This is a genomic window from Petrimonas sp. (assembly GCF_963921705.1).
Lineage (GTDB): Bacteria > Bacteroidota > Bacteroidia > Bacteroidales > Dysgonomonadaceae > Petrimonas > Petrimonas sulfuriphila.
Genome location: NZ_OY997410.1, coordinates 108985 through 125807 on the forward strand (window position 1 = coordinate 108985; position 16823 = coordinate 125807).

Here is a 16823-nt window from a genome sequence, read left to right on the forward strand (position 1 = left end):
ATAAAATAGGAACATACAGGAATGAACCGTAAAGACAATAAATACCTCCGGAGCTACACCTCCACTCAGGGCCGCCTGATGGCCGGCGCACGCGCGCTGTGGAGGGCTAACGGAATGAAAGACGAGCAGATGGGAAAACCCATCATCGCCGTGGTGAATTCATTCACCCAGTTTGTGCCCGGGCACGCACACCTGCACGATATCGGGCAGATGGTGAAAGCCGAAATCGAAAAGTTGGGGTGCTTTGCCGCCGAATTCAACACCATCGCCGTGGACGACGGCATCGCCATGGGCCACGACGGGATGCTCTACTCGTTACCGTCGCGCGACCTGATTGCCGACTCCATAGAATATATGATTAACGCGCACAAGGTGGATGCGATGGTGTGCATCAGCAACTGCGACAAGATAACGCCGGGCATGCTCATGGCAGCCATGCGGCTGAACATCCCCGCCATCTTTGTTTCGGGCGGGCCCATGGAGGCGGGAAAAATTGGCGACGAATCCATCGACCTGATCGATGCGATGATCGAATCGGCCGACGATGCCGTGCCGGACGACCGCATCTCGCAGCTCGAGAAGCTGGCTTGCCCCACCTGCGGCTCATGCTCGGGAATGTTTACCGCCAACTCCATGAACTGCCTCAACGAAGCCATCGGCCTGGCACTGCCCGGCAACGGGACGATCGTGGCCACACACGCCAACCGGATCGGACTCTTCCGCAAAGCAGCAGGGCAGATCGTGGAAAACGCCTACCGCTACTATTTCGACGGCGACGAAAGCGTGCTGCCGAGAAACATCGCCACACGCGCGGCGTTCCTCAACGCCATGTCGCTCGACATTGCCATGGGCGGCTCCACCAACACCATCCTTCACCTGCTGGCCATTGCCCGTGAGGCGGAAGTGGATTTCACGATGGACGATATCGACGCCCTCTCGCGTAAGGTGCCTTGCGTATGCAAAGTAGCGCCCAACACCAAGAAGTACCACGTCCAGGATGTGAACCGCGCCGGAGGCATTCTGGGTATCGTGGGCGAACTGGCAAAAGGTGGGCTGATCGACACATCGGTCCACCGTGCCGACGGACTGACGCTGAAACAGGCGATAGAAAAGTACGACATCACAACAGAAAATATCCATCCCGAGGCGCAAGCGATCTACAGCTCGGCACCGGGAAACAGGTTTAACCTGGTCATGGGCTCGCAAAACGCCGTTTACAAAACCCTCGATGCCGACCGGGAAGACGGTTGTATCCGGAACATCGCAAATGCCTATACCCTCGACGGCGGACTCGCCGTCCTGAAAGGGAACATCGCACAGAACGGCTGCGTGGTGAAAACGGCAGGGGTAGATGAGAATATCTGGAAATTCTCGGGAAAAGCCAAGGTGTACCATTCCCAGGACGAAGCGTGCACCGGGATCCTGAACGGAGAGATTGAAGCCGGCGACGTGGTCGTCATCGTGTACGAAGGGCCTAAGGGAGGGCCGGGGATGCAGGAGATGCTCTACCCCACTTCCTACATCAAAGCAAAACATTTGGGAAAAGCCTGCGCCCTGATTACCGACGGACGGTTCTCGGGAGGCACCTCGGGCCTGTCCATCGGGCATATATCTCCTGAAGCGGCTGCCGGGGGCAACATCGGGCTTGTGAAAGACGGTGATGTTATCGAAATCGATATTCCCAACCGGATCATCCGGGTCCAACTGTCCGACGCCGAGCTGGCGGAACGGAGAAAACAGGAGGAGGCGAAAGGGAAAGCCGCCTTTAAGCCGGTCAGGGACCGGAAAGTATCCAACGCACTGAAACTCTACGCCCATTTCGTCAGTTCAGCCGATTTAGGCGGTGTGAGAATACTATAACAGTCTATAAATCTACAAATATGAACAGGAGTAATCATTCACAATCCACCCAACCCTCCACAGAGGAGGCCAAGGTAAACATTTCGGGAAGTGAGGCCCTTATCCGCTCGTTACTGGCCGAAGGCGTAGATACCATGTTCGGCTATCCCGGCGGCGCCATCATGCCCGTTTTCGACGCGCTGTACGATCATAAGAACGACATAAAACATATCCTGGTCCGTCACGAACAAGGGGCCGTCCACGCAGCACAAGGCTACGCACGCGTATCCAGGAAAACCGGTGTTGCCCTGGTCACCTCCGGCCCCGGAGCCACCAACGCCGTAACCGGAATCACCGACGCCATGATGGACAGCACCCCACTGGTGGTGATCTCGGGACAGGTTATATCGGGCTTGCTGGGCTCCGATGCCTTTCAGGAAGCCGATGTGATCGGTATCACCCAACCCATCACCAAGTGGGCCTATCAGGTAAGGCGGGCGGAAGAGATTCCCTGGGCCGTTTCCCGTGCCTTTTACATTGCCAAAAGCGGCCGGCCCGGCCCGGTGGTCCTCGACATAACGAAGGATGCGCAGATCAACAAACTCGACTATACCTACAGCAGGACATCGTTCCTGAGAAGCTACATCCCTTTTCCTGAGCCGGAAACAGAAAATATCAAAGCGGCTGCTGAGCTGATTAACCGGGCACAAAAACCCCTGGCGCTAGTAGGACAAGGCGTGATCCTCGGAAATGCGGAGCAGGAGCTGCTGGCTTTCCTGGAGAAAGGCGGCATTCCGTTCGGCTCCACCATCCTCGGGCTTTCCGCCATCCCCTCCGACCACCCGCTCAACGCAGGGATGCTGGGGATGCACGGTAATATCGCTCCCAACATGAATACCAACGAGTGCGACGTGCTGATCGCCATCGGCATGCGTTTCGACGACCGTGTCACCGGCAACCTCAACACCTATGCCCGTCAGGCAAAAATCATTCATTTCGATATCGACCTGGCAGAGATGGACAAGAACGTGAAAACCACCGTAAAGGTGCTGGGTAATGCCAAAGACACACTGCCGCTCGTCACGGCCCTGATCGAGGAACGTAAACATTCGGAGTGGATGGAGAAATTCGGACAGTACAAAAAGACGGAGTTCGATTGCGTCATCAAGGCCGAACTGTATCCCGAAAACGGAGGAGAACTGAAGATGGGTGAAGTGGTGAACAAGGTATCGGAAGCTACGGGACATAAGGCAGTATGCGTGACCGACGTAGGGCAACACCAGATGATGGCCACCCGCTATTTCAAATCCACACAGACACGCAGCATGGTCACTTCGGGCGGACTGGGCACCATGGGGTTCGGGCTTCCCGCCGGGATCGGGGCGAAATACGGGGCTCCCGACCGCACCGTCTGCATCTTCGTCGGGGACGGTGGCCTGCAGATGTCCATCCAGGAGCTCGGAACCATCCTGGAGTACAACATCGACGTCAAGATTATCCTGCTGAACAACAACTACCTGGGCATGGTCCGGCAGTGGCAGGAGCTCTTCTTCGATGAACGATACTCCGAGACACACCTCAAGAATCCCGACTTCGTAAAGATTGCCGAAGCCTACGGCATCCGGGGAAGGAAAGTGACCGACCGGAAAGAGCTGGACAGCGCCATCGAGGAGATGCTGTCGCACAAGGGTGCCTACCTGCTCGAAGCAGTGGTGGAAACCAAAGGAATGGTTTATCCCATGGTACCTGCCGGCGGAAGCGTTACCGATATACTGATTGGAAACGGACACAAACTCTAAACTCAACAAATTATGGAAGGAAAAACATTATATACCGTCACCATTTTCTCAGAAAATACGGTAGGGGTGCTCAACCAGATCACCACCATCTTCACGCGCCGGCAACTGAACATCGAAACCCTCTCGGTCTCGCCCTCGGCCCTGGCAGGCATCCATAAGTTCACCATCACCGTCTTCTCGGAATCCGAAGAAGCGATGAAAAAGCTGGTGCGCCAGATCGACAAACGCATCGATGTGCTCAAAGCCTACTTCAATGTGGACGACGAACTGATCCACCAGGAGCTGGCCCTGTACAAACTGGCTACCGATAAGATTATGGAACACGGGTCCATCGAATACCTCATCCGGAAATACAACATCCGGGTGCTCGAGGTCAACAACGACTGCGTGGTGTTCCTCAAGGCCGGGCATTACGCCGAAACGCAGGGGCTTTTCAACGAGCTGGCCGAGAAGATCGGCGTCCTGCAGTTCATCCGCTCCGGAAGAATCGCCATCACCAAGTCGAAGGTGGAACGCCTGAGCGACATGCTGGCGCAGCGGGAAGAGATGAAGCAGGAACAACTATCACATCTATAAATAATATAAAAATATGAATACAACTAATTACTCAATTGACAATGTTTTGTGACCCGTTACCGATTCACAGGCTATCTGATAAATAACTCGCTTCGCTCAAACAACATATCAGATTACGCCTGCTTTATCGACGGGTACCCCATAAAACATCTAAACATTTCGTAATCAATTGTATTCGAAAACAATAAAAATGTAAATAATCAGACCGGGGAAGCAAGGGCCGGATGTGTCTTTGTTCCCGGTTTTAAAATCAATAAAAAATATGGCAAAAATGAATTTTGGCGGGGTAGAAGAAAATGTAGTTACCCGCGAAGAATTTCCATTAAGTAAAGCACAGGAAGTTCTTAAAAACGAAACAATAGCAGTAATCGGCTACGGTGTCCAAGGTCCGGGACAATCGTTAAACCTGCGTGACAATGGTTTCAACGTAATCGTCGGACAACGCAAAGGAGGAAAAACCTGGGACAAAGCTGTTGCTGATGGCTGGGTTCCGGGTGAAACGCTTTTCGAAATTGAAGAGGCGTGTGAGAAAGCAACCATTATTCAATATTTGCTTTCAGATGCAGCACAAATTGAAGTTTGGCCAACGGTGAAAAAGCATCTTACTCCCGGTAAAGCATTGTACTTCTCACACGGATTTGGAATTACTTACAAAGAACGCACGGGAATTATTCCGCCCGCCGATGTGGATGTAATCCTTGTAGCACCAAAAGGATCGGGAACTTCGTTGAGAACAATGTTCCTGGAAGGACGCGGGTTGAACTCTTCTTACGCCATTTTCCAGGACGCTACCGGACGCGCTTTCGACCGTGTTGTTGCATTGGGAATTGGTGTTGGATCGGGTTATCTGTTCGAAACAACATTTAAACGCGAAGTATACTCAGACCTCACCGGTGAACGCGGAACATTAATGGGTGCCATCCAGGGACTCTTACTGGCTCAGTACGAAGTACTCCGCGAAAACGGACACACCCCGTCGGAAGCGTTCAACGAAACGGTAGAAGAGCTCACACAGTCGTTGATGCCGCTTTTTGCCGCAAAAGGGATGGACTGGATGTATGCCAACTGCTCAACAACTGCTCAGCGCGGTGCGTTGGACTGGATGACACCATTCCACGATGCAACAAAGCCCGTCTTCGAAAAACTTTACAAAGAAGTGGCCAGCGGGAATGAAGCGCAACGCTCCATCGACACCAACTCCAAAGCCAACTATCGTGAAGGTTTGGAAAAAGAGCTCAAAGCCCTCCGCGAAAGCGAGATGTGGCAGACCGGAGCCGTAGTAAGAAAATTACGTCCGGAGAACAACTAAGGGTTCTATTATTTTTATAAAGAAGGTTGTCTCAAAATAAAAATTTACCTTTTGAGAAATGAATATTTGAATTTGTTCTCAGATCAAATCAGATAAGTAATAAGTATCCGAATAAAAAGAGGGTAAAATCACACATTTTGTGATACACCCTTTTTTTTATTATACGTAATCACTAGTGTCCTAGTTTTATTGATTAAAAAATGATATCTTTGTGTTGTTTTTCATTCACTATACATAAAAAACTTCTGTTATGAATGATATATCACGCAACGATTGGAATGCAATGAGTGATGATCACATTCTCAGTCAAATCGGAGAATTTGTAAAACATCACCGTATGGAGCAAAATAAAACCCAGGCGATGCTTGCTGAAGATGCAGGAATAAGCCGCTCCACACTCAGTTTGCTGGAAAGAGGTGACACAGTAACGGTCGCAACACTCATTCGGGTATTGCGGGTATTGGATCAATTACATATCATGGATGTTTTTGTGGTTGTCCGCCGGCAAAGTCCGTTAGCCCTGGCTCAAGCCGAGAGAAAAAAAAAACAGCGGGTTTCTTTTCCTAAAAGGAGGAAAACAGATAAATCAGATAATGAGAATATTGATTGGTAAAATTGGTAAATGATGAATACCGCCATCGTGAATATATGGGGCAAAATGGCAGGAGCCGTTGCCTGGGATGAAAAATCCGGATGGGCTTCTTTTGAATACGATCCTGCTTTTAAAAGACTTGGATGGGAACTGTCTCCCTTAAAGATGCCGTTGTCCACGGAACAACGAATTTACTCCTTCCCTGAATTACGCAAAGAAACCGGTTCTTCTTTCGATACTTTTAAAGGGTTGCCCGGATTGCTTGCGGACATGCTGCCCGACCGTTACGGGAATGAATTGATCAATTTGTGGCTGGCGCAGCAAGGACGGCCGGAAAACAGTATGAATCCCGTAGAAATGCTTTGTTTTATAGGTAAACGGGGAATGGGAGCATTGGAGATTGAACCGGCTATTTTAAAACAAAATGTAAATACCTTTTCGGTGGAAATAGATAGCCTGGTGGAAATTGCGAGCAAGATGCTTTCGAAGAAAGAGGCTTTTGTAGCCAATTTAAAATCCGAGGAAGAAAAGGCCATGCGGGAAATACTGAAAATCGGAACATCTGCCGGGGGCGCACACCCCAAAGCTGTGATTGCCTACAATGAAAAAACGGGAGAAGTCCGTTCCGGGCAAACGCGTGCTCCCGAAGGGTTTGAACACTGGTTGCTTAAACTTGACGGGGTGAGTGAAGTGCAATTGGGAGCGACCCATGGATACGGACGTGTTGAATACGCGTACTACCTGATGGCTTTGGATTGCGGAATAGAAATGATGCCATGCCGGTTATTGGAAGAGAACGGGCGCGCCCATTTCATGACCCGGCGCTTTGACAGGGAAGGAAGCTATACAAAACATCATATACAGACTTTTTGCGCCATGAAACATTTTGATTATAACCGGGTAAACAGTTACAGTTATGAACAATTATTTCAAACCATGCGGGAGTTGAAGCTGACTTATGCCGAAGCCGAACAGATGTTCCGCCGTATGGTGTTTAATGTGATAGCCCGCAACTGTGATGACCATAGCAAGAACTTCTCTTTTATTCTTAAACAGGGAGACCGGTGGAGATTGGCCCCGGCATACGACCTCTGTCATGCTTATCGTCCCGGAAGCGAATGGGTAAGCCGTCACGCGTTGAGTGTTAACGGGAAGCGGGAAAATATTACACGGGAAGATCTGATCGTGATAGGACGTTCCATCCGCAATAAAAAGGCGGAGGAAATTATTGATCAGGTTAACGATACGGTACACAACTGGAATTATTATGCAGACAAGGCAGGTGTGGATAAAGACAAAAAAGTGTCAATTGATAAGACACTTATCTCTTTATAAGTTTTTGTCGGAAAGACTAAATAATTATAGAATTTAGAATACTCTGCACCGGACAGCCCACCCCGTCTTCTATGTCGAGCATGGCGTTGATCAGGTAAACGTGCTCGAACTCATGCAGGTTATCAACAGTGATGGCCGCTTCCTTGATGATGGATTCCCGCAATAACCTCTGCCGTTTTGTCCCGTTTAACAGATAAGTATGGGGCGTGAAGAACTCCCCGTTCTTCCGGAAAACCACGTTGCTGTAGGTAGTATCGGTGATGCAGCCGTTTTGCACGATCAGCACTTCATCACCCACCCCTCTCTGTTTATTCAGCACCTCCAGCTGCACCCTGTCGGAATACTTGAACGAGTAGTCCACCTCATCCGCCTCCACCAGCACCAGCGAACGGATCCGTTTCGGGGTGTATGCCACAAACCGGACCGTACGGATCGCTTCCCTGTACTCTATACTGCATTTCACTTTCTTTTCGCGAAGCGTTTCGGGGAGTAACGATTCGAGGCAGGGCAATACCGGGGCGGCAAAACCGAAACGGTTTGCTGACTGCCGCATCCGCTCAACGTGAGCCTCCAGGTTCACAGCGGTGCCGTTCTTTATGCAAATGGTTTCGAGAAACATCGTCATTTTAGGTAAAGGGCAAATAAATTTTCCGGACAGCTTCCGCATACTCTTTTTCACATTCGCTGTTGACCGTGATACCGCCTCCGCTCCGGAAATAAAAGCCTCCCTCCGTCTGTTCGATATACCGGATCAGCACGCACGAGTCGAGGCCCGTTCCGTCGAAATACCCGGCCACTCCGGTGTAAAAGCCGCGCGGCTCCTGTTCCGCTTCGCGGATAATGGCGACCGTTGCTTCCTTGGGCGCTCCGGAAACCGATCCCGCAGGCAACAGTTCAAAAAAAAGCGTCCCCAGGTTTTCGAGATAATCGCCGGGCAGTGTCCCTTCAATCTCGGAGCTGACCTGTAAGATAGCACCTTCATTGGTCTCCACCCTGTCGATGTAGCGGAAACGGTTCACCTTCACCCGGGTGGCTATCCGGCTAATGTCGTTGCGGATCAGGTCGACTATGGTGCAATGCTCTGCTTTCTCCTTGTAATCGTTCAGGATCGTTTCCTCCGCATTTTCCACCGAAGCGTCAATGGTCCCTTTCATGGGATGGGAGAATATCTTCCCTTTTCCGATCCGCACAAACCGTTCGGGAGAGAAGCATACAAACCTGCCGGGAACGTATAACCGGTATTTCGCCCGGCTGCGCAGGAATATCTCCTTCAGCGACAATCCGGTCTCAACCGGCGTTTTTATCGTCAGGTTCGTCAGGAACGAGTTCCCGTAACGCAGTCCCTCCATCACGTGCGAAAACCTACGCGCGTATCGGCGGTAGTTTTCGGGAAAGGATACAAAAGCAAAAGGATTCCCTTCCGTTGTCTCCGTAACGTTTCCCGTCCCGTCCATATCGAAAAGGATTTCCGACTGTTGCAAAGGATTTTCAATAAAAAAGCCTTCGTTCAGTTCAAAATCGAGGCCAAACAAAAAAGGCGTTTTTGTCCGCCCCGCTTCGTTCATGCTTCGTTTTATAGTGTCGCACGAGGTAATCATCCTGCAAAATTAACCGAATTCGATCTTTTTCCCTTATTTTTGCATATAAAATAAGAAAAACGCGTGGATATGAATAAAAAAGAGTTACGCATCGTTTTTATGGGCACACCCTCCTTCGCCGTGGAATCATTGCGGGCACTGGTCGAAAACGGTTACAACGTGGTTGGCGTCATCACCGCACCCGACAAACCTGCCGGGAGAGGGTACAAGTTTCAGCCCCCGGCGGTGAAAGAGTATGCCCTGTCGGCAGGATTACCTGTCCTGCAACCCGAAAACCTGAAGAACGAAGTTTTCCTGAGCGAGCTGAAGCGCCTACAAGCGGACATCCAGGTGGTTGTGGCCTTCCGGATGCTGCCCGAGGTTGTCTGGAGCATGCCTCCCATGGGGACGTTTAACCTGCATGCATCGCTGCTGCCCCAGTACCGGGGTGCCGCTCCCATCAACTGGGCCCTTATCAACGGCGAGAAGGAGACGGGCGTCACCACCTTCTTCCTCAAGCACGAGATAGATACCGGAGAGATAATTTTTCAGGAAAAGTTGGCAATCGGGGAGGACGACAATGCGGGAACCCTGCACGATCATTTGATGATGGTGGGTGCCCGGCTGGTGGTAAAGACCATCGATGCCGTGATAACCGGAACCGTCCAATCCCTGCCACAAAGTGAATTGATAAAAGAAGAAAAGGAATTAAGGCCGGCTCCCAAAATCCACAAAGAGACCTGCCGGATCAACTGGGACAGGCCCGTACAGGAGATCCACAACTTCGTCCGCGGGCTGTCGCCCTACCCGGCCGCCTGGACCGAATTCGAAGTGGGTGGCGAGAAAATGAATTTCAGGATATTCACCACCAAAGCCAGTCCTGAGGCACATCAACTGCGGCCGGGAGAGATTGTTACAGACAACAAAACCACCCTGCGGGTTGCCGCACAGGATGGTTTTATCGATATCCTTGACATTCAGTTATCGGGGAAGAGACGGATGAAAACCGGTGACTTCCTCAACGGGTTTTCGTTTTAAACCCGTAAGCCACCTACCACTTGTAGTTCAGCCCGAAACTGAGCAGTTGAGTAACCTGCAAATGGTTGAACTTCGGATCGGGCGGAACACTATCGTCGAACCGCAGGTTCATGAAGAACCGGGTAGATAAGGCATTGGTTAAAGCCATGTTCAACGTATTCTCGAACTCCGCCTCCACCTTATCGTAACTGGTGAAATACTTCAGCCTCGAATTCCACGAGATGTACCGGTTGAAGTCATAGATCAGGTTGGCCGTCACCGTGGAACCCAGGTCCATGGTGTGTTTCTTTCCTTCCTCAATCCCGTAGCGGGCCACACTCACCTTCTCGTTTCCGATATACCTGAAGTTAAAACTTAAAGGTGCCAGGTGCAGGTCCAGCCTCACCCTGCGGTGCCTTACCTTCTCGGACCGGTTGTCGAGGTTGTACTTCAACCCCACACCGCCGTTAACATACAACGGAGCCAGGAATGCCGAACGGAGGTCGTTGGAATTCGTCGGGTAATTGTTGAAGAGCTGCGACCTCACATCCAGGTTGGTCGAATAAGACCAGTGTTTGTTGAACGCATCCACGCCAAAGTCCCCGTAATAACGCAACAGGTCGTCCCCGATCCGGAATTTACGGATGGTATCGTCGGGAGCCGTAAAAACAGAAAGCCTCCATTCAAACGAATTGTTAAAGCGTACCTTATTCTTCCGGTAGTTCATCCTGAGGATGTGGTTGTTGACGATATTGACGTTGCTTGTCCCCCCCTTGTGCCAGTTCGGAGAAAAATAGCTCTGGGACAACTGGAAGGAATGTTCGCCGTTGTAGATCCAGTATTTCCGCTTTATCGCTACCCCCTCCACCTGGGGAGCATTCAGGGAATAGCTCGTTTCGGTAGAAATCAGCTCCTTGAAAGGATTAAATGTTTCAATCACTTCGTTGTCTTTGCTGGATGACGGCAGCGAGTCCAGGTGAAACGCCGAAAGCTTCACGCGGTCGGGATACTCCCGGTAGAAGTTCTTGCGTGTTTTGCTTACAAACGCCGCATGCACCAGGTTTGGAGCAAATGTCTTCTCCTGCGGGATCAGCAGTCCCTTATACAGGCTCTCCTCTTTGGGCGGGTAAAAAGACAAATCGGGCGGCAGCATCTTTCCCGTGAAGATCATCGGGAGAAAGAGCGGATTATAGAAAATGGTATCCCTGAAGGTCAATCCGCTCAAGGATCCCAGGTTATACAAGTTATCGGGCAATTGCAGCGTCCCGTTCTCTTTTCTGGGATACAGGGAGTCCAGCGGTACGGCGACGGTTGTTACTGTGGTGAATTTAGCGGTATCCCTCAGTTGAGGAACAGCCGGCACAACCTGCAGGGGCTTATCCTGAACCTGCCTCTGCTGAATCAACTTCTCTATATCGGTGATGCTTTCAAAAAGCTTCAGGCTGTCGGCTTCCTGGGCAACGGCTTTCGGCAGGATAAACGGTGCGATCAAAAAAATGAGAAACAAACCAATCTGTTTCATAATTGTATTATTCGACATTCTTTTTTTGTTTTAAAAGCAAAGATAAAAAGAATTGTTGAAATACCGCCCATGAGAGAAAAATGCGACGGGTAGAATTTAAAAAAATTACAACATTTGTCGTTTAATTTTGTTATTTTTGTAATTGTTATGTTCATTAATAATTTGCATGTGCTTTAATTGCAGCTAAATCTTCGACTGACAATCTTTAGCTTTTATTAAGAGCGAAGCGAAACGAAAGTAATTTTCTTAAACAAGATATATGAAAGGAATCGTACTTGCCGGAGGATCCGGTACCCGGCTTTACCCGATCACGAAAGGAATCTCCAAGCAACTTATCCCGGTCTACGACAAGCCGATGGTCTATTACCCCATTTCGGCCCTGATGCTTGCCGGGATCAAGGAGATCCTCATCATCTCCACGCCGCACGACCTTCCCGGGTTTGAACGGTTGCTGGGCGACGGGTCGGACTACGGCGTCACCTTTTCCTACGCGGAGCAACCCAGCCCCGACGGGCTGGCCCAGGCGTTCATCATCGGCGAGGAGTTCATTGGCGACGATTGCGCCTGCCTGGTGCTGGGCGACAATATTTTTTACGGGCAGGGTTTCCCCAATCTGTTGAGGCAGGCCGTCAAGGATGCGGAATCGGGCAACAACGCCACTGTCTTCGGATACTGGGTGAACGACCCTGAAAGGTACGGGGTGGCCGAATTTGATCCGGAGGGCAACGTGCTGAGCATCGAGGAGAAACCCCAACAGCCCAAATCGAATTACGCGATTGTGGGCCTCTATTTCTACCCGAACAAGGTGGTGGAAGTGGCCAAAAGCATTCGTCCCTCCGCACGAGGAGAGTTGGAGATAACCGCCGTGAACCAGCAGTTTCTGAAGGATCGACAGCTTAAGGTCCAACTCTTTGGCCGCGGCTTCGCCTGGCTCGACACCGGCACTTTCGGCTCCTTGTCTGAAGCGTCCACATTTATCGAAGTGCTGGAGAAACGGCAGGGGCTGAAGATATCCTGCCTCGAAGAGATTGCCTGGCGCAACGGCTGGATCAACGACGAAAAGCTCCGGCACCTGGCGGAACCGATGAAAAAAAACGAATACGGCCGGTATCTGCTGAAACTAATCGAGAGGGCATGATGAAGATCACCACCACAGCCATTGAAGGCGTTGTTATTCTCGAGCCAAAAGTGTTCGGCGACGAGCGGGGCTATTTCTTCGAATCGTTTTCCCAACGGGAGTTCGAAGAAAAAGTATGCAAGACCACCTTTGTCCAGGACAACGAGTCCAGCTCCCGCTACGGTGTCCTGCGGGGATTGCATTTCCAGAAACCGCCCCACGCGCAGGCCAAGCTGGTGCGTGTGGTAAAAGGGAAAGTGCTGGACATTGCCGTGGATATCCGGAAAGGGTCGCCAACATTTGGGCATCACGTTTCGATAGAATTATCCGGTGAGAACAAGCGTCAGCTCTTCATTCCCCGGGGCTTTGCCCACGGTTTCGCGGTGCTGAGCGATGAGGTTGTTTTTCAGTACAAATGCGACAATTACTACGTTCCCCATTCCGAAGGCGGTATCCTCTGGAACGACCCCGCGTTGGGGATCGATTGGAAATTACCGGAAGAAGATGTAATTTTGTCGGAGAAAGACAAAAAAAATGTGTTATTAAACGAGTTAAAATTATAGTGATGGAAGGCCAATTCAAAAGAAATATACTGATCACCGGCGGAGCCGGATTTATCGGGTCGCACGTGGTGAGGTTAATGGCAACTAACTATCCCCATTACCGCATCGTGAACCTCGACAAGCTCACCTATGCCGGCAACCTCGCCAACCTGCTCGATGTCCGGGACAAACCCAATTACCGGTTCGTCAAAGCCGATATCTGCGACTTCGATGCCGTGCTGCGCGTGTTTGAAGCGTATCAAATCGACAGCGTCATCCACCTGGCTGCCGAGAGTCATGTCGACCGATCCATTACCGATCCGTTTTCGTTTGCTCAAACGAACGTAATGGGCACCCTCAACCTATTGGAAGCAGCCCGTCGGACGTGGCTACCCCAAACCCCACACCTCTTCTACCATGTTTCCACCGACGAGGTGTACGGTGCGCTGTCTTTCGACAACACCCTTTTCACCGAAGAGACCCGCTACGACCCACATTCACCCTACTCTGCCTCCAAAGCGGCTTCCGACCACTTCGTGCGGGCCTACCACGACACCTACGGACTGCCCGTTATCCTATCCAACTGCTCCAACAATTACGGGCCCTACCAGTTCCCCGAGAAACTGATACCGTTGTTCATCAACAACATCCGCCACAACAAACCCCTTCCGGTTTACGGGAAAGGCGAGAACGTGCGCGACTGGCTTTATGTGGAAGACCATGCCCGCGCCATCGACCTGATTTTTCACCGGGGGAAAACGGGTGATACCTACAACATCGGCGGGTTCAACGAGTGGAAAAACATCGACCTGATCCGGGTAATGATCAAGACGGTCGACCGGTTACTGGGGCGCCAGGAAGGTGAATCGGAGAGGCTGATTACGTACGTTACCGACCGTGCCGGCCACGACCTGCGCTATGCCATCGACTCCACGAAGCTGAAAAACGAACTCGGCTGGGAGCCGTCGCTGCAGTTCGAGGAAGGAATCGAAAAAACCGTGCGCTGGTACCTCGAGAACCAGGAATGGCTGGACAACGTCACCAGCGGTGATTATCAACAGTATTACCAAAAAATGTACGGGAACTGAGCACTGTGCAAACGGCCGGCGAATTGTGTAAATTTTCCCTAAAACCTGCCGTATATAGGACAGATTCAGCGAAAACCATTACTTTTGCACGTTATATGTACTCAAAAAAGCAACTTCTATGCAACGGAAATATACGTTTACTACACTGTTAACCCTCTTTTTTTTGTTCGTCTCTACCGCACTGTTCGCGCAAATGAGCGATCAGCAGGTGATGCAGGAAGTCATGAAATACAACAACCAGGGAATGTCTCAGCAACAGATATTCCTTGAACTGAGCAAGAAAGGCGTTACGGCCACCCAGCTGCAGCGGATCCGGGAACGGTACAATCAGGAAAACACCCCGACGAGCCCGTTAGAATCGAATTACGATGCACAGCAAAACCTGAACAGGGCTTTACCCGATATGCAACCTGCGGAAAGAATAAACCCCAACGACACCATCCCCCCCGGAAAACGTATTTTCGGGCAGGATTTTTTCTCCCGGGAAAACCTGACATTTGCTCCCAACGTGAACATGCCTACCCCCGCTAATTATGTGTTGGGGCCGGGCGACGAGGTCATTATCGACGTGTGGGGAGACTCGGAGCTGAACGTACGTTACACCATTACCCCCGACGGGTACATCACTGTGCCGGGGCTGGGGCGGATCCAACTCAGCGGAATGAACGTCGATCAGGCAACCGTCCGTATCCGCAATGAGTTTTCGGATATCTACTCCGACCTCAATTCGAGCCAACCCCGGACTTTTTTCGCCCTCTCCGTGGGAAATACCCGTACCATAAAAGTCAATGTGATGGGTGAGGTAACCACCCCCGGAACGTATACGCTTACATCCTTCTCATCGGCTTTCCATGCGCTGTACGCCGCCGGCGGCATAACACCCATCGGAAGTTTGCGCAACATCCGCGTATTCCGGGGAGGCCGGGTGGCGGCCACGGTCGATTTGTACGAATACCTTCTCAAAGGGAACAACATGAACGATATTTCCTTGCAGGACGGGGATATCGTGATGGTTGACCCATACGTAGGGCTAGCCCAGATCGCCGGAGAAGTGAAACGTCCCATGAAATACGAGATGCGCCCCGATGAAACGCTTCAGGATGTTCTTGGTTTTGCCGGCGGTTTCACAGGCGAAGCCTATAAGAACAACATCCAGGTAGACCGGAAGGGCGATTACGAAAAAGAAACCTTCACGGTAAATCAAACCGGTTTTGGTTCCTTTACGGTACACGATGGCGACTCCATAACCGTATCCACCATACTCAACCGGTTCTCCAACATGGTGGAAATAGACGGTGCCGTTAACCGTCCGGGACAATACGCCATCGGTGACCAGCTTAAGACGGTGAAAGACCTGATAAATATCGCTCAGGGCCCTAAGGGAGACGCGTTTCTCAACCGTGCCTTGTTGTATCGCGACAAGGAGGACCTTACACGTACTGTAGAGTCCATTGACCTGAATGCCTTGTTGCAAAATCAGGCACAAGATATCCTTTTACAGAAAAACGACCTGCTATACGTGCCGTCTCAATTTAGCATCAGTGACAGTTTAACCGTATTCGTCGGAGGAGAAGTACGCCTGCCCGGCGATTATCCATTTGCTTCCAATATGGAAATAGAAGATGTCATCCTTCAGGCCGGAGGGCTTAAGGAATCCGCTTCCGTAGCACGCGTGGATGTCTTCAGGAGGATTAAGGATCCCACAAGTACAGTTCAGACGAATCTCTCCGGAGAAACATTCTCATTCGCCCTTAAAGACGGTCTGATTGTCTCGGGCGACAGGCCGTTCACCCTGCAGCCTTTTGATCAGATTATCGCGCGTCGTTCACCCGGTTATGAGGTCCAGCAGAACATAACGGTTAGCGGAGAGGTGCTGTTTGAGGGGCAATATGCCAAAGTAACCAAGGACGAACGCCTGTCATCAGTTATCCAACGGGCAGGCGGGCTTACCGATTACGCATACCCTAAAGGGGCAAGACTCCTGCGAAAGTTAAGCGATGAAGAAGTTAACCGCTTGATTACCGCCCTAAAAACAAAAGCCCAGATGGACAAGATAAATACCGACTCGTTGAATATCAACGAACTGGATTTACGCAACCAGTATGTGGGTATTAATCTGGAAAAGGCCATGAAAAAACCCGGCGGGGACGACGATATAGTGCTGAGAGCAGGCGACGTGATTTCGATTCCGCAATACGAAGGCACCGTGAAGATTTCGGGAGGAGTTCTTTATCCAAACACGGTTACCTACAACAAACGAATGAGCCTGGACAGTTACATTCGCCAGGCAGGAGGATATTCACGCCTGGCCATGAAAAGCAGGCCGTTCGTCGTTTATATGAACGGGAAGGTGGCTACCGGCCGATGGGCCAGGATAGAGCCCGGATGCGAGATAGTGGTGCCGGAAAGGCCGGAGCGGGAACCTCTGTCGCTGCAAGGCATACTGGGAATTTCAACCAGTGTCGCCTCCATAGCCTTGCTTATTTCAAATCTGGTAAAATAGTGCATGA

General features: G+C 51.0%; 14 protein-coding genes. 11 read left to right on the plus strand and 3 right to left on the minus strand.

Features of this window, described 5'->3' with window-relative positions; all coding sequences use genetic code 11:
• The first annotated feature begins 21 nt into the window (after positions 1-21).
• The 6 genes from ilvD to AACM02_RS00450 all read left to right on the plus strand — a co-directional run bounded on the left by ilvD (position 22) and on the right by AACM02_RS00450 (position 7450).
• Complete coding sequence (gene ilvD / locus AACM02_RS00425) at positions 22-1860, plus strand: dihydroxy-acid dehydratase (protein WP_339115724.1); 1839 nt, start codon at positions 22-24, stop codon at positions 1858-1860.
• Between the two features lie 20 nt (positions 1861-1880).
• The gene (gene ilvB, locus AACM02_RS00430) at positions 1881-3638 is read left to right on the plus strand and encodes a biosynthetic-type acetolactate synthase large subunit (protein WP_339115725.1); all 1758 of its coding nucleotides are present in this window, start codon (positions 1881-1883) and stop codon (positions 3636-3638) included.
• A gap of 12 nt (positions 3639-3650) precedes the next feature.
• The gene (gene ilvN, locus AACM02_RS00435) at positions 3651-4214 is read left to right on the plus strand and encodes an acetolactate synthase small subunit (RefSeq protein WP_339115726.1); all 564 of its coding nucleotides are present in this window, start codon (positions 3651-3653) and stop codon (positions 4212-4214) included.
• Positions 4215-4476: 262 nt separating this feature from the next.
• Positions 4477-5523 (plus strand): ketol-acid reductoisomerase, encoded by a 1047-nt coding sequence (gene ilvC, locus AACM02_RS00440; RefSeq protein WP_332456930.1) that lies wholly within the window; start codon positions 4477-4479, stop codon positions 5521-5523.
• A gap of 250 nt (positions 5524-5773) precedes the next feature.
• The gene (locus AACM02_RS00445; protein ID WP_339115727.1) at positions 5774-6136 is read left to right on the plus strand and encodes a helix-turn-helix domain-containing protein; all 363 of its coding nucleotides are present in this window, start codon (positions 5774-5776) and stop codon (positions 6134-6136) included.
• A 9-nt stretch (positions 6137-6145) separates the two neighbouring features.
• Positions 6146-7450: a type II toxin-antitoxin system HipA family toxin gene (locus AACM02_RS00450; protein WP_339115728.1), complete on the plus strand. Its 1305-nt coding sequence runs from the start codon at positions 6146-6148 to the stop codon at positions 7448-7450.
• A 16-nt stretch (positions 7451-7466) separates the two neighbouring features.
• On the opposite strand, the gene AACM02_RS00455 is transcribed toward AACM02_RS00450, so the two are convergent.
• Both AACM02_RS00455 and AACM02_RS00460 read right to left on the minus strand, forming a co-directional pair.
• Entirely contained in the window at positions 7467-8075 is a 609-nt protein-coding gene (locus tag AACM02_RS00455; RefSeq protein WP_339115729.1) for an aminotransferase class IV, read from the minus strand.
• Between the two features lies 1 nt (position 8076).
• Positions 8077-9048 carry an aminodeoxychorismate synthase component I gene (locus tag AACM02_RS00460; RefSeq protein WP_339115730.1) on the minus strand — a complete coding sequence of 324 codons (972 nt, stop codon included), beginning with the start codon at positions 9046-9048 and terminating at the stop codon, positions 8077-8079.
• Positions 9049-9117: 69 nt separating this feature from the next.
• Here AACM02_RS00460 and fmt point away from each other — a divergent pair, with 69 nt between their 5' ends.
• Positions 9118-10065, plus strand: coding sequence for a methionyl-tRNA formyltransferase (fmt, locus tag AACM02_RS00465; RefSeq protein ID WP_339115731.1), 948 nt, complete (start codon positions 9118-9120; stop codon positions 10063-10065).
• A 13-nt stretch (positions 10066-10078) separates the two neighbouring features.
• Here fmt and AACM02_RS00470 read toward each other — a convergent pair whose 3' ends face one another.
• The gene (locus AACM02_RS00470) at positions 10079-11584 is read right to left on the minus strand and encodes a DUF3078 domain-containing protein (RefSeq protein ID WP_339115732.1); all 1506 of its coding nucleotides are present in this window, start codon (positions 11582-11584) and stop codon (positions 10079-10081) included.
• Between the two features lie 241 nt (positions 11585-11825).
• Between AACM02_RS00470 and rfbA the strand changes: the two genes are divergently transcribed.
• From rfbA to AACM02_RS00490, 4 genes are all read left to right on the plus strand, one after another.
• Entirely contained in the window at positions 11826-12704 is an 879-nt protein-coding gene (gene rfbA, locus AACM02_RS00475) for a glucose-1-phosphate thymidylyltransferase RfbA (RefSeq protein WP_339115733.1), read from the plus strand.
• A complete protein-coding gene (rfbC, locus tag AACM02_RS00480) occupies positions 12704-13246 on the plus strand; it encodes a dTDP-4-dehydrorhamnose 3,5-epimerase (protein WP_339117409.1) in 543 nt (180 codons plus the stop codon). The genes rfbA and rfbC overlap by 1 nt, the downstream gene beginning before the upstream one ends.
• 2 nt (positions 13247-13248) lie before the next feature.
• The gene (rfbB, locus tag AACM02_RS00485) at positions 13249-14313 is read left to right on the plus strand and encodes a dTDP-glucose 4,6-dehydratase (protein WP_339115734.1); all 1065 of its coding nucleotides are present in this window, start codon (positions 13249-13251) and stop codon (positions 14311-14313) included.
• 118 nt (positions 14314-14431) lie between these two features.
• Positions 14432-16816 (plus strand): SLBB domain-containing protein, encoded by a 2385-nt coding sequence (locus AACM02_RS00490; RefSeq protein ID WP_339115735.1) that lies wholly within the window; start codon positions 14432-14434, stop codon positions 16814-16816.
• Positions 16817-16823: the final 7 nt, after the last annotated feature.

What these genes read in the sequence shown, in the direction of transcription:
- ilvD (WP_339115724.1), top strand. Translation starts at nt 22, where the DNA reads ATGAACCGTAAAGACAATAAATACCTCCGGAGCTACACCTCCACTCAG.
- ilvB (WP_339115725.1), top strand. Translation starts at nt 1,881, where the DNA reads ATGAACAGGAGTAATCATTCACAATCCACCCAACCCTCCACAGAGGAG.
- ilvN (WP_339115726.1), top strand. Translation starts at nt 3,651, where the DNA reads ATGGAAGGAAAAACATTATATACCGTCACCATTTTCTCAGAAAATACG.
- ilvC (WP_332456930.1), top strand. Translation starts at nt 4,477, where the DNA reads ATGGCAAAAATGAATTTTGGCGGGGTAGAAGAAAATGTAGTTACCCGC.
- AACM02_RS00445 (WP_339115727.1), top strand. Translation starts at nt 5,774, where the DNA reads ATGAATGATATATCACGCAACGATTGGAATGCAATGAGTGATGATCAC.
- AACM02_RS00450 (WP_339115728.1), top strand. Translation starts at nt 6,146, where the DNA reads ATGATGAATACCGCCATCGTGAATATATGGGGCAAAATGGCAGGAGCC.
- AACM02_RS00455 (WP_339115729.1), bottom strand. Translation starts at nt 8,075, where the DNA reads ATGACGATGTTTCTCGAAACCATTTGCATAAAGAACGGCACCGCTGTG.
- AACM02_RS00460 (WP_339115730.1), bottom strand. Translation starts at nt 9,048, where the DNA reads ATGATTACCTCGTGCGACACTATAAAACGAAGCATGAACGAAGCGGGG.
- fmt (WP_339115731.1), top strand. Translation starts at nt 9,118, where the DNA reads ATGAATAAAAAAGAGTTACGCATCGTTTTTATGGGCACACCCTCCTTC.
- AACM02_RS00470 (WP_339115732.1), bottom strand. Translation starts at nt 11,584, where the DNA reads ATGTCGAATAATACAATTATGAAACAGATTGGTTTGTTTCTCATTTTT.
- rfbA (WP_339115733.1), top strand. Translation starts at nt 11,826, where the DNA reads ATGAAAGGAATCGTACTTGCCGGAGGATCCGGTACCCGGCTTTACCCG.
- rfbC (WP_339117409.1), top strand. Translation starts at nt 12,704, where the DNA reads ATGAAGATCACCACCACAGCCATTGAAGGCGTTGTTATTCTCGAGCCA.
- rfbB (WP_339115734.1), top strand. Translation starts at nt 13,249, where the DNA reads ATGGAAGGCCAATTCAAAAGAAATATACTGATCACCGGCGGAGCCGGA.
- AACM02_RS00490 (WP_339115735.1), top strand. Translation starts at nt 14,432, where the DNA reads ATGCAACGGAAATATACGTTTACTACACTGTTAACCCTCTTTTTTTTG.